The organism is Citrobacter sp. Cb080 (genome assembly GCF_030334745.1).
GTDB lineage: Bacteria > Pseudomonadota > Gammaproteobacteria > Enterobacterales > Enterobacteriaceae > Citrobacter > Citrobacter braakii.
In genome coordinates, this window is sequence record NZ_JAOWDG010000024.1 from 88,152 (window position 1) to 101,194 (window position 13,043).

Sequence of the window (13,043 nt, forward strand, 5' to 3'; positions counted from 1 at the left end):
GTGTATGCTAACCAGTATCCTACTGGCCTATCCTTCACCATACAAAAAGCAGCCAAAGTCGCAAGTGAAATTAATCAATGATAGCGAAGCCATCAGTAATGCGACTTATCCCGCTGCGCAAGCAAGCAGAAAGTCCGCAGTAATTATCAGGGAATTTGAGTTATGAATGAAATCATTTCAGCGGCAGTTTTATTGATCCTTATTATGGATCCGCTCGGAAATCTGCCCATTTTCATGTCCGTATTGAAACATACCGAACCCAAACGCCGCCGCGCGATTATGATTCGCGAGCTGTTTATTGCACTGTTGGTGATGCTGATATTCCTGTTTGCGGGCGAGAAAATACTGGCATTTCTTAACCTGCGCGCGGAAACCGTATCGATCTCAGGGGGCATCATTTTGTTCCTGATCGCCATTAAGATGATTTTCCCCAGCGCCACCGGGAATAGCACCGGGCTTCCGGCAGGCGAAGAGCCGTTTATCGTGCCGCTGGCGATTCCGCTGGTAGCCGGTCCGACAATCCTGGCTTCATTAATGCTGTTATCACATCAGTATCCGAACCAGATGGGGCATCTGGTGATTGCGCTGCTGATCGCCTGGGGTGGTACTTTTGTGATTTTGCTGCAGTCTTCGCTGTTTTTACGCCTGCTGGGCGAGAAAGGGGTTAACGCACTGGAGCGCCTGATGGGGCTGATTCTGGTGATGATGGCTACCCAGATGTTCCTCGACGGCGTAAGGATGTGGATGAAGGGGTAATCTCCCCTTTTTGGCTCAGATAGCATGTTACCCGGAGAACAGTTCCGTTCACGTTATGCTCATTACTTCTCTGAGATCTCGTCACCAGTGAACGTGTTAAGGGGGCTACGCAGCCCCCTTAACAATCCTGGCTCTCCGGCACCGCTGTAATTTCAGGTATTCCTTACGCTTTTAACTCGCTGAAAAAACGTATATTCATTTCTGCGAGGTGCCTTCCGGAATGCCCTCTTGTCAGCATCGCGGATTGGCATTATCTTCTCGCTGCACCTGCAAAATCAGGTGCCAGGATTGGTCCCCTGATTACCTCATTCGCGATAAAATTCACTTTTGTCGTGCGACCAGCTACACCTCAATGGTGGGCTGGACGGTGGCGTCGTAAGACGCGCCGGTATCCAATGAGGCCGGTAGGACCAACTCCGTTCAGCCCGCCACCAAAAGGTTGGTCCCTTAGGTGGCGGTAAAATTTGACTCATTGGAGGCTGCCCTATGGCGACTACCCCTCTCTTTTCACACTCTTTATTTACCCTGCCCTTTAGCCATGCCACGGATTTCACCGAACTGGCGGATAACTGCGAGCGTTTTGTCGAAGGGCTGGTTGAATGCCATGACCCGGTTGAAAAACTGGCGATTTGTGCACGTCTGTCGGCCTGTCTCGCGTTATTGCAACCGACCTTAACGGAGCCTGTACCGCAGCATCTGCAAGCGAGCCTGACGGTAGAAACATTCCCGACCCGTTTTCCCCTTTTCGAGCCGGAACCAGACCAGATGGGGCGCTACTGTCAGTTATTAACGCACCTGCTGATGAGTAAAACGCTGTCTGACGAGATGGAACGAGTGGCGGGTGACTTACTGCAGGATCTGGTGGGCTATTTCGCCGATACGCTAAAAGCGCCGCGCAGGCTGAAAACAGAAGAAGGGCTGGTCATGCTATAAAAAGCCGGGTAGCGCTTGCGCTTACCCGGCCTACGGTGTGGATGTGTGCTCGTTTCCAGGCCCGGTAAGCGCAAGCGCCACCGGGCAATGCCATCAGCTCAACAGCTGAAAGGCAATCATACCGACAATCGCACCGACCGTGCCGAGGATGGTTTCCATCATCGTCCAGGTCTTCAGCGTTTGCGCTTCGGTCGCACCGGTAAATTTACCGAACAACCAGAAACCAGCGTCGTTAACGTGGCTGACCACGATAGAGCCGCCCGCGATACAGATAGACAGTGCCGCCATCTGGGCACCGGAGTAGTTCAGTTGCTCAATCACCGGCATCACCAGACCAACCGCCGTTAAGCAGGCCACAGTCGCGGAACCCTGAATGATACGCACCGCCGCCGCCAGCACGAAGCAGGTGATGGCAATCGGCAGGCCCATACCGGTTAACGCTTCGCCCAGCGCCGGACCGACGCCAGAATCAACCAGAACCTGTTTGAACACACCGCCCGCACCAATCACCAGCAGAATAATCCCCGCCGGCTGCAGCGCATGGCCACAGATCTCCATCACGCGGTCTTTTGGCATGCCCTGGCGTACCGCCAGACCGTAAATCGCCACCAGACAGGCAACCAGAATCGCGGTAAACGGGTGACCGATAAACTCGAACCATTCATAGGTTGTAGAACCGACCGGAACAAAGCGTGCGGCGATAGTTTTCAGCCCCACCAGAACCAGCGGCAGCAGGATAAGCGATAAGCTGAAGCCAAAGGATGGCATTTTGCCTTCGCCCAGATGCGGCTCGGAAATATCTTCCGGTACGTGCAGCTCGACGTAACGGCTGATGAAATTCCCCCACAGCGGCCCGGCGATAATCATGCCCGGAATCGCGGCACACAGGCCAATCAGGATCATCCAGCCAAAGTCGGCGTGCATCTGAGAGGCCAGCAGCATCGGCGCAGGCCCAGGCAGCAGAAATGCCGCAGCAGCCGCTACGCCCGCAAACAGCGGGATCACAAGCTTAACCAGGTTTGTCCCCGTATGGCGCGCCATTGAGAATGCCACGCTAATCAGCAGCACAATTGCCACCTCAAAGAATAGTGGCAGCGCACAAATCAGACCGGCCAGGCCAATCGCATAATGTGCGCGTCTGTGACCGAAGGATTTCAGCATTTTGACGGCAATCTGATCGACAGCGCCGGTCTCATGCAAAATCTTGCCGAACATCGCCCCCAGCGCCACAACAATCGCCAGGAAACCGAGCGTGCCTCCCATCCCTTTTTCCATGGTCGCCGCGATTTTATCGAGCGGCATACCGGAAAAGAGACCTGCACCAATGGATACCACCATCAAAGCAACGAAGGCGTGCATACGCGCCTTCATTACTAAAAACAGCAGTAATAAAACGGACCCTACTGCTGTTAAAACAAGCGTTAATGTACTCACTACTTACTGCCCTGGTTAATAACCTCAATGGTGCTGGCGACCACACCGTCCAGTGGTTGATCGATATCGACCACCAGTACATCGTTTTCATTCGCACCCGGTTCTTCCAGCGCTTCAAACTGGGTCACCAGCATCTGCGTTTTGAAGAAGTGGCCTTTACGCGCTTTCAGGCGGCTTTCGATAACGTCAAAATCCCCTTTCAGATAGATGAAAGAGAGGTTCGGGTTACCGTCGCGTAGCTGGTCGCGATAGACTTTTTTCAGGGCGGAACAGACGATCAGCGAAACCTTGTTGGTACGTTGCATCGCAAAGGCGGCGTCATTCAACGCCTGTAACCACGGTTTGCGGTCGTCATCGTTGAGTGGCTCACCAGAAGCCATTTTCATGATGTTGCTGCGCGGATGGAGAAAATCGCCATCAAGAAACGCGGCCTGCAGTTGATGCGCCACTTCGCTGGCGACAGCAGATTTACCGCTGCCCGATACGCCCATCAGAACGTAAACGTGGTGATCATGATTAGTCGTGCTCAAAGCGTTGCCCCCACTGGTACAAGAATCAGGAAATTGTTACGGGTAACTGTTATCGGTAACATTGTCCAGCCGGATAAATAGAGAAGCAATATCCATTCGTGCTCGAAGTGTATAAGTGTGAGCTACTTCAAACTTGTTGGCTTAAATAGATCCGCCCGGTGACAAGGTGAAACCTAAATCTAACATTTTAGGTGTAACGGCTTCACCGCGGATGCGCGCCAGCAGACGTTCTGCGCCAATGCTGCCCATGCGTTCACGCGGCGTGAGCACGCTCGCCAGACGCGGCTCCATCACCTGCCCGATGTCGTGACCGTGGAATCCGGCAATCGCCATGTCATCAGGGATTTTCAGCCCTAAACGCTGGCATTCGAAGGCCGCCCCTACCGCCAGGTCATCGTTGGTACAAAAGACACCATCGAGCTGCGGGTATTCACGCCGCGCCTGACGGATAAGTTCAATACCGGAGGAGTAGGAAGAGGACTGCTCCACCATCACGCTGTACGGCACCAGGTCGGCATCGCGCATTGCCTGCTCGTAGCCTCTCTGTTTGATGATAGTACGTTCATCAAGGCGTGCGCCAAGATAGGCAACATGACGGTGCCCGCGGGCGATGATAGCGGCTGTCATCTGACGCGCGGCTTCGAAGTTGTCGAAGCCCACGGCAATATCAAGGCATGGGGACTGGCTGTCCATCAGCTCAACCACCGGGATACCGGCAACCTCAATCATTTTCAGCGTACGGGGCGTATGGCTACGTTCGGTGAGGATCAGGCCATCAATATTCCACGACAGCATCGATTCCAGACGCTCTTGTTCCATCTCAGGCTTATAGCCGTAGTGCGCCAGCATGGTTTGATAACCATGAGCGTCAGTGACAGCCTCAATGCCGCGTAGCACTTCAGCAAAAACCTGGTTAGTAAGAGACGGTAACAGCACGCCGATAGCGCGGCTGGTGGCGTTAGAAAGGATATCAGGAGCGCGATTGGGAATATAACCCAGCTCATCAAGTGCAGCGGCAATTTTGCCCCGCAGCGCCACGGAGACCTGCTCCGGGTTACGCAAAAAGCGGCTGACCGTCATTTTGGTTACGCCCACGCGGTCGGCTACATCCTGAAGTACGGGTCTTTTCTTTTTCATCGTCCTGAAGCGTTAAAAAGGGATAGATTCCCCCAGTTTACCACGGACGTGCGTGAACCTTCGCAGAGAAAAAAAGGAGTTTTTTATTGTGAGAAATACACAAAATCATTCGAGTTGCATCAAGGCGGCGACGCAGTAAATCCCCGGGAGCGTACATTAAGTACGCGACCGGGGTGAGCGAGGAAAGCCAACACAGATGCAGCTTGAAGGATGCCGTGTATTTTTATACTGGCGGCAGATCAAACAACAACACTTCGCTGTCGCTGTCGGCATGAATAGAAATGGCCTGTTCATCCCAGATTGCCAGACCATCGCTGGTGGTCGCTTTGGTCCCGTTAATTGTCACGTTACCTTTTACTACCTGGATCCAGACGCGGCGTTCAGCGGCAATCTGATGCACCGACTGCTCATCTTTGACCAGTGCCCAACGGTAAAGCTCCATATCCTGGTACACTTTCAGCGAACCATCACGGGCATCCGGCGACAGCACCAGTTGTTTACCCTGAGCGGCATCAAAACGGCGCTGCTCATAGCGTGGGGTAATACCGTTTTCCTGCGGCATGATCCAAATCTGATACAGATGCAGCTTCTCTGTATTGCTCGGGTTGTACTCCGAGTGACGGATCCCCGTCCCGGCGCTCATTATCTGGAACTCACCGGCCGGAACCTGCTCTTTGTTCCCCATGCTGTCCTGATGTTCCACCGCGCCTTCCAGCACGTAAGTCAGGATTTCCATGTCTTTATGGGGGTGAGTGCCAAAGCCCTGACCTGCGTCGATCACGTCATCGTTAATCACGCGCAGTGCCGAGAACCCCATAAAGTTTGGGTCATAGTAGTTGGCAAAAGAGAAGGTATGCCAGGAATCGAGCCAGCCATGATTAGCGTGGCCACGGTCATTAGCTTTGCGTAAGTAAATCATTGTGTTCACCCCCAGATGTTTTCGATGGAGTAAGTGTGGACTCAATCCGCCGGGGATCATAGAGGGTGAAAATTGACTCCTCTGTTCAAAAAAAATGAACAAGCCCAGAGGAGTCTGCGCAGGCTATTTGGCGAGAGTTATCGTCGCCGGAGAAGCCTGTTCAAAGGCGCGTTCGAGGAGTTCCAGATTGGTAAGAACTTCAGATTCCTTGACGTAATTAGGCGTACCGGCTGTTAGCGTCTGGTAAAGCGCATCATAGACGCGACCGTAATCCCCCACTTCCGGCTGCACCTCTTCTTTTACCGTCAGGCCGTCATCATTGACGTACTCCAGCATCCCAATGGAATCGTCAGCAGCGAAACCTGGCTCACCTGGCATGATATTGGCCTTCAGGCTGGTTTCCTGCTGGTCGATGCCGTACTTCACAAACGAGCCTTTGGTACCGTGAACGATAAACTTCGGATAGTCGATTTTCACCAAGTGACTGGTTTTAACAATGGCTTTCAGAGAGCCGTAGAACAGCTGCGCTTCAAAGGTATCGTCCGGGTTCGCTTTGTTGCGCAGACTGCGGATGTCATAGGCCACGCAATCGGGACGACCGAACAGCGAGATAATCTGATCCATGGTATGTACGCCCAGACCATAGAATGCGCCGTCCTGCGGCAGTCCCGGCTTGGTTTCCGCCTCGGGGCGGTAGTAATCGAAATGGCTTTCAACCTCAACAATTTCGCCGAGCTTGCCGCTCTCAATCGCTTTTTTAGCGGTGAGGAAGCAGGAATCAAAACGACGGTTCTGATATGGCGTAACGGTCAGCCCTTTGCTTTGTGCCAGTTCGAACAGTGCTTTTGCTTGCGCAAGCGTCGGCGTGAAGGGTTTCTCAACCAGCACGTTTTTACCCGCTTCCAGCGCGCGTTTGGCGTATTCAAAATGGCTGTCAGCATGGGTACAGACGATCACCAGCTTCACCTGCGGATCGTTTAAGATCTCGTCAAGGTCACTGGTGAAGTGAATATGTGAATATTGTGGCGCCTGCTCTTCCGGCTTGGCGTGGCGGCGAAAAATGTGCGCGACATGCCAGCTATTTTTGCGGTTGAGGACGTACGGCAAATGGTAGCGAGTGGTGCTTTTACCAAAACCAATAAATGCGCAGTGTAAGGTCATGAGACGATCCTTTCGAAGGTGATTGTCTACACCATAGCGCAAAGCGGCTGGAGACTGAATGTTGGATTCTTTGCCGGATGGCGCTTGAACTGCACCACAGGGCGACAGGATCGGCCGTCGGCGTCGCAGGCAGTTTGTTCACGGCAAGCGCGCAGGGCCCGGAGCGTACTAAATGTACGTGAGGAGCACGAGCACTTCCCGGGGACGAAATGGCAAGTAAGCCAGGCAGACACAAAACCTCAAAAAAAAAGCCAGCAAAAGCTGGCTAAAGTAATACTGGAAGCAATGTGAGCAATGTCGTGCTTTCAGGTTCTCCGTAGGGGTTCCCCTGAACGCAGAGCAATAATAATCATTCTCATTCGCACTTGTCTACTTCTTTTTGCAAAAAAATGCAGTTGACGGAATTTTCTTTCTCAGCGAGTGTAAATACACAATTAACCCTGCTGGAGATAAGGAATGAGTGAGATAGTGATACGCCACGCTGAACCGAAAGATTACGACGCAATTCGTCAGATCCACGCCCAGCCGGAGGTGTACCACAACACGCTACAGGTTCCTCATCCTTCCCTCGAGATGTGGCAAGCGAGGCTAACCGAGCAAGCCGGGGTCAAACAACTGGTTGCCTGTATTGACGATATCGTCGTGGGGCATCTCTGTATTGAGGTCGCGCAACGCCCGCGTCGCAGCCACGTGGCTGATTTTGGTATCTGCGTGGATGCACGGTGGCACAATCGCGGCGTTGCCAGCGCGTTGATTCGCACGATGATCGACATGTGCGACAACTGGCTGCGCGTCGAGCGTATTGAGCTAACGGTATTTGTTGATAATGAGCCGGCCGTGGCGGTGTATAAGAAATACGGCTTTGAAATCGAAGGCACAGGTAAGAAATACGGCCTGCGCAACGGTGAATACGTTGATGCCTACTTTATGGCTCGCGTGAAATAAAATTAAGGGCGAGTTTTATCGCCCTTCTTATTGAAAGGACGCAAGAGTGAAAAAGTACCTTCTCCTGGTGTTGCTGGCAGCACTCTCCCCTGCTTTCGCCACTACCGTACAAAATCTCGATTCCGTGCCCAGCGCTATTCAACACCCGGAAGGTAAACAGATTTTTGCTGAGCAAATGGCGGGAGCAACCCCAGCCAAAGGATTTGGCGAGCTTCCACAGGGATTATCTGAGAACGCGTGGATTGCCTGGGTTGCGCCGAATGAAGATCCTGACAACCTGATCCTCACGGGTGCCAAAGCCTGGGGCAAAGACGGCAAATATATCGGTGTCGCCTGTTTCGCCGCCAATCCGGCCGACGCCGGGCAGGCAAAGAAATACGCGGATAACAACTGTCCGGAAAACTACAGCAACGGGCGCGCCAATAAATTATATCTCGGCGTTTTTTCCTGGCAGAACCAACAGCTAACGCCGATTGCACGCTCGGAAAAACCATTAAACCAACTCTCTGAGTGGAATAAAACCGCCGAAAAAGAGAGCGATGATGAGTCCGTCAGACCACTGGCCTATTACACAAAACTGGATCTGGCACCATACCGGATCGCACCCGATACGCTGGCGTTTGGGGTGCGCGGTGGATACTCTGAGGCGTATTCCGGCGGCGGCGCATTTTATGAAGTGCTGGAGCTCTATGCGATCAAAGACAACAGGATAATCAACGTGTATTCCGACCTTGTTTATCAATATACGGACATCGCCGGAGAGTGGAATAAAGACGGTACAAGACAGCACGACATCAGCGAGAGTAAATATATCCTCAAAATGCGTTCGGCAAAAACGCACGGGTTTTATGATTTAGAGCGAGTAAACCTGCAGGATAAAAGCAGCCAAATATTCCGCTGGTCTGAATCGCTGCAGCGATATGCGCCATTCATCATCGATAAAAGATAGCGGCGAAATCTTTGGTTTAGGCACTGCCTGGCCGCTGGAGAAATATTTACAAGACTACGAAGAGAGCAAAACAACACGAAGCTAAGGTTACCTGGAGACAATGAATTATAATAACTGCCATTGGGCCTTCCAAACCGGCCCTCTTCCAGCGAAGAGGGCCGTTATCCTCAGTAACCCGCCGTTAAATCATCCACGGAACGCGGGTCGGACGCGCCATACAGTGCGCCATCCGGTCCAACCATAATGCTCTGCGTGCTGCCCATCGCTTCTTTCAACGCCACTTTCTGTCCTTTTTGCTCCAGCAGCTTGATTGTATCCGGGCTGAAGCCCTTCTCAATACGAAGCTCATCCGGCAACCACTGATGATGGAAGCGTGGTGCGTTGGTCGCTTCGGCGACGTTCATCCCGAAATCAATGCTGTTGACCACCATTTGCAACACAGTAGTGATAATTCGGCTCCCGCCTGGGCTGCCGGTAACCAGCCAGGTTTTCCCATCTTTTACCACGATAGTCGGCGACATAGATGACAGCGGACGCTTCTTCGGTCCGACCGCGTTGGCATCGCCGCCTACCAGACCGTATACGTTCGGTACGCCCGGCTTGGCAGAGAAGTCGTCCATTTCATTATTGAGCAGAATGCCAGTATTACCCGCCACAATACCGGTCCCGAAGGTGGTATTCAGGGTATAGGTCACCGCCACGGCATTGCCGTCTTTATCCACCACCGAGAAGTGAGTGGTCTGATTGCTTTCATACGGGGCGAGCTTGCCAGGTTTAATCTGGCTGGAAGGCTTAGCCTTGTTGATATCAATCTGATCGGCAAGCGTTTTAGCATAGGCTTTGTTGGTCAGAGCCTGCCATGGCACTTTCACAAAATCGGGATCGCCCAGATACTCCGAGCGGTCAGCGTAGGCATATTTCTCCGCTTCAGCCATGACCTGCATGGCGTCGGCGCTGCCAAACCCGTACTTCTTCATATCAAAGTTTTCAAGAATATTGAGGATCTGCACGATGTGAATACCGCCAGAGGACGGCGGCGGCATGGAGAAGACCTGATACCCGCGATAGTCACCGCTAATCGGCGTACGCTCCACGGCTTTATAGCTGGCTAAGTCCTCTTTGGTCATCAGCCCACCGTTCTTCTGCATTTCCCCGGCGATCTGATCGGCAATAGCCCCTTTATAAAACGCATCCGGGCCGCTTTCGGCAATCATTTCCAGGCTTTTCGCCAGGTTCTTTTGCACCAGCTTATCGCCTTTTTTCAGTGGCTCGCCGTCTTTCCAGAAAATGGCTTTGCTGTTCTCGTGATTAGGGAGCACTTCACTGCCATAGGTTTTCAGATCGTCGGCCAGTGCGTCATTAACCACAAAACCCTCTTCCGCCAGCTTCATCGCCGGACGTACCACTTTGTTCAGCGGCATCGTGCCGTATTTCTCCAGCGCCAGCGAGAAACCCGCGACGGTACCCGGCGTACCGGATGCCAGATGCGACGTCAGTGACTTTTTCGCATCGGCGTTGCCCTGCTCATCAAGGAACATGTCGCGGGTCGCGCCAGCAGGGGCCATTTCGCGAAAATCAATCGCCGTGGTGTTACCGTCTTTGGTACGCAGCAGCATAAAACCGCCACCACCCAGATTGCCCGCCTGGGGATGCGTCACCGCCAGCGCGTAGCCAACGGCCACGGCGGCATCGACAGCATTCCCACCCTGTTTAAGAATATCCACCCCCACCTGAGTGGCAAGCGCATCCACGGAGGCCACCATCCCCTGCTGCGCACGCACGGGATGGAACACATCCTCCTCAACACCGTATGATACCGGCGGCGGTGCAGCCGGAGCGGCAGCAACGCTAAAACAACTTCCTGAGAGCAGAGCAGCAATGGCTACCCGGCGTAAAAACGTCGGTTTTATCATCGTTATTCTCCAGATGTATGGGGGTCAGCCCCCACTAAGCCTGGTGCATAACTCTGAAATAATCATCGTAACGGCGAGAAAGGAGTAAACTTAAGAGATCCCCGAGAGGAGAAAAGCGATGAAACGACTCTTACTTTTAGCCATGCTGTTGCCGTTTGCAGGCTTTGCACAGCCCATCAACACCATGAATAACCCGAATCAACCCGGTTATCAGATCCCGAGCCAGCAGCGTATGCAAACCCAAATGCAATCGCAGCAGATTCAGCAGAAAGGGATGCTCAATCAGCAGTTGCAAACGCAGACGCGTATGCAACAACAGCATATGGAAAACCAAATCAATTCCAACTCCCAGCGCGTCCTTCAGTCTCAGCCTGGCGAGTTTAATTCCAGCCAGCAGCAAATGCTGCCCAACAGCAACGGTGGGATGTTAAGTGGAACCCGTAACCCGGACAGCTCGCTGAATAAGCAACATATGCTGTCAGAGAAAAAGAACGGCGACATGCTGAAGCCCTCCAGCACGCCGCAGCCTAACGTTCCGTTAAAAACAATTGGGCCTTAACAGGGCTGGAAATCCGGACCAATTGTATCAATGGCATCGGTACAGATGCAGTCCACTCCCCAGCGTAGCAGTTCCGCCGCGCACTGGGGTCGGTTGACGGTATACACCAGAATACGCAGTCCTGCGTCGCGCAGCGCATCCACGCGCGCTTCATCCAGCAGCTTGTGATTAAGATGAATAGAGACGCAGCCCAGCCGCGTTGTCAGCTCACGCCAGTCCTCGCGCCACTCATCAAGCAGTAAGCCTCTCGGCAGTTCAGGCGCCGCCTGCTGCGCCGCTTCAAGCGCGTCAATTTCAAAGGATGACAACAGCGGTGGCGTCATTCCCGCCCACAGTTCCCGAGCGGCCAGCGCTACGGCTTTGCCGGTTAACGTTCCGGTGCCGGTGGTAGGTTTAATTTCAATATTCGCCATCATACCGTGCTGACGGCAGCGCTCGGCCACTTGCGAGAGCAGCGGTAGCGGTTCGCCTTTAAACTCACCGCTAAACCAGCCGCCGGCGTCTACGCGCAATAAATCCTGCCAGTTCAGCTCGCCTGCCACACCCCAACCATTGCTGGTACGTTCCAGGTTGTCGTCATGCAGCAAGAAGATCTCACCGTCTTTCGACAATTTAGCGTCAAACTCAATCATGGTATGCCCGTATCGCGCCCCCATGTCGATCGCCGCCAGGGTGTTTTCCGGTGCCAGCTTACCGCCGCCGCGATGGGCGACGATATGGGGGTAAGGCCAGTTACTCATACGCGTTGTCCTGTTTCGCCATCAAAAAGATGCAGATGATTTTCCGGCAGATGCAGCCACAGCGTGCTGCCTGCCGTCGGGCGATGCTGATGCGCCAGTCGCACCACCAGCTTTTGCTCACCCCAACGTCCGTGTGCCAGGTTATCCGCTCCCAGCATTTCCAGCGTGTCGACGACCAACGGCACGCCGCCTTCGGCCTGCGAGCTTAGCGCAATATGCTCCGGGCGGATGCCCAACGTCATGTTGCGCCCACCAGACTCCTTCGCGCTTCTGCCGAGGGGCAACGTCATGCCGTCATCCAGCTCAAAATGGGTGCCCGAGGCGCTGATGCGCCCGTCCAGCAGATTCATCGCCGGGCTGCCGATAAAACTCGCCACAAAGCGGCTGGCAGGCTTTTCATATACCTCAACCGGCGTGCCGATCTGCTCGGCAATGCCTTTGTTCATCACCATCACCCGCTGGGCGAGGGTCATCGCTTCAACCTGATCGTGCGTCACATACAGTGAGGTGGTTTTCAGTCGGCGATGCAGATGTTGTAACTCCAGGCGCATCTGTACGCGCAGCTTGGCATCGAGGTTAGACAGAGGCTCATCAAACAGGAATACCGCTGGGTCACGGACAATCGCCCGCCCCATCGCCACACGCTGGCGCTGACCGCCGGAAAGCTCGCGCGGACGACGCTTGAGCAGTTCACCCAGCTCGAGAATTCGCGCCGCCTCTTTCACCCGTTCGGCAATATGCTCCTTGCCCATCCCGCGGATTTTCAGCCCCCAGGCCATATTTTCTTCCACGCTCATATGTGGGTAGAGCGCGTAGTTCTGAAAGACCATCGCAATGCCGCGATCCTTAGGCTCCATTTCGGTGACGCGTTTATTATCAATCCAGATATCGCCGCCGCTCACCCGTTCAAGCCCGGCCACCATCCGTAGCAGCGTTGACTTACCGCAGCCGGATGGGCCAACCATCACGATAAATTCTCCGTCCGCGACATCCAGTGTCAGCGGTTTAATCACCTGGGTTTTGCCGTCCCAGCTTTTGGTTACTGCCTGTAGTTTTAAACCAGCCAT

Annotated in this window: 12 protein-coding genes and 2 pseudogenes; 6 read left to right on the forward strand and 8 right to left on the reverse strand. The window is 53.7% G+C overall.

What is annotated here, in order from left to right:
* Window positions 1-162 precede the first annotated feature (162 nt).
* Together yhgN and OGV38_RS02150 are read left to right on the forward strand one after the other, a co-directional pair.
* Entirely contained in the window at window positions 163-756 is a 594-nt protein-coding gene (gene yhgN, locus OGV38_RS02145; protein ID WP_003023480.1) for an NAAT family transporter YhgN, read from the forward strand.
* A 486-nt stretch (window positions 757-1,242) separates the two neighbouring features.
* On the forward strand, window positions 1,243-1,689 hold the full coding sequence (locus tag OGV38_RS02150) for a hypothetical protein (RefSeq protein ID WP_185654942.1): 447 nt from the start codon (window positions 1,243-1,245) through the stop codon (window positions 1,687-1,689).
* 93 nt (window positions 1,690-1,782) lie between these two features.
* Here the strand turns inward: OGV38_RS02150 and gntU are convergent, their stop codons facing one another.
* The 5 genes from gntU to OGV38_RS02175 form a co-directional block, all read right to left on the reverse strand.
* Window positions 1,783-3,123: a gluconate transporter gene (gntU, locus tag OGV38_RS02155; protein ID WP_286472891.1), complete on the reverse strand. Its 1,341-nt coding sequence runs from the start codon at window positions 3,121-3,123 to the stop codon at window positions 1,783-1,785.
* Window positions 3,123-3,653, reverse strand: coding sequence for a gluconokinase (gene gntK, locus OGV38_RS02160; RefSeq protein ID WP_003023475.1), 531 nt, complete (start codon window positions 3,651-3,653; stop codon window positions 3,123-3,125). Before gntK ends, gntU begins: the two co-directional genes overlap by 1 nt.
* Before the next feature lie 141 nt (window positions 3,654-3,794).
* On the reverse strand, window positions 3,795-4,790 hold the full coding sequence (gntR, locus tag OGV38_RS02165; protein WP_016157654.1) for a gluconate operon transcriptional repressor GntR: 996 nt from the start codon (window positions 4,788-4,790) through the stop codon (window positions 3,795-3,797).
* Between the two features lie 223 nt (window positions 4,791-5,013).
* Complete coding sequence (gene yhhW / locus OGV38_RS02170; protein WP_003023472.1) at window positions 5,014-5,709, reverse strand: quercetin 2,3-dioxygenase; 696 nt, start codon at window positions 5,707-5,709, stop codon at window positions 5,014-5,016.
* A 123-nt stretch (window positions 5,710-5,832) separates the two neighbouring features.
* A complete protein-coding gene (locus OGV38_RS02175) occupies window positions 5,833-6,870 on the reverse strand; it encodes an oxidoreductase (RefSeq protein ID WP_046274517.1) in 1,038 nt (345 codons plus the stop codon).
* Window positions 6,871-7,326: 456 nt separating this feature from the next.
* Here OGV38_RS02175 and yhhY point away from each other — a divergent pair, with 456 nt between their 5' ends.
* The 3 genes and pseudogenes from yhhY to OGV38_RS02185 all read left to right on the forward strand — a co-directional run.
* Window positions 7,327-7,815 carry an N-acetyltransferase gene (gene yhhY / locus OGV38_RS02180; protein WP_019078130.1) on the forward strand — a complete coding sequence of 163 codons (489 nt, stop codon included), beginning with the start codon at window positions 7,327-7,329 and terminating at the stop codon, window positions 7,813-7,815.
* Window positions 7,816-7,861: 46 nt separating this feature from the next.
* Window positions 7,862-8,743 (forward strand): annotated as a pseudogene (locus OGV38_RS24905) (hypothetical protein); the annotation flags it as partial.
* Window positions 8,738-8,849: pseudogene (locus OGV38_RS02185) on the forward strand (hypothetical protein); the annotation flags it as partial. The pseudogenes OGV38_RS24905 and OGV38_RS02185, both read left to right, overlap by 6 nt.
* A gap of 82 nt (window positions 8,850-8,931) precedes the next feature.
* Here the strand turns inward: OGV38_RS02185 and ggt are convergent.
* Complete coding sequence (ggt, locus tag OGV38_RS02190) at window positions 8,932-10,677, reverse strand: gamma-glutamyltransferase (protein ID WP_046274514.1); 1,746 nt, start codon at window positions 10,675-10,677, stop codon at window positions 8,932-8,934.
* Window positions 10,678-10,795: 118 nt separating this feature from the next.
* On the opposite strand from ggt, the gene OGV38_RS02195 reads away from it, so the two are divergent.
* Entirely contained in the window at window positions 10,796-11,236 is a 441-nt protein-coding gene (locus OGV38_RS02195) for a DUF2756 family protein (protein WP_016157658.1), read from the forward strand.
* On the opposite strand, the gene ugpQ is transcribed toward OGV38_RS02195, so the two are convergent.
* Together ugpQ and OGV38_RS02205 are read right to left on the reverse strand one after the other, a co-directional pair.
* Complete coding sequence (gene ugpQ, locus OGV38_RS02200; RefSeq protein WP_269519481.1) at window positions 11,233-11,976, reverse strand: glycerophosphodiester phosphodiesterase; 744 nt, start codon at window positions 11,974-11,976, stop codon at window positions 11,233-11,235. The genes OGV38_RS02195 and ugpQ overlap by 4 nt on opposite strands.
* Complete coding sequence (locus OGV38_RS02205; RefSeq protein WP_019078126.1) at window positions 11,973-13,043, reverse strand: sn-glycerol-3-phosphate import ATP-binding protein UgpC; 1,071 nt, start codon at window positions 13,041-13,043, stop codon at window positions 11,973-11,975. Before OGV38_RS02205 ends, ugpQ begins: the two co-directional genes overlap by 4 nt.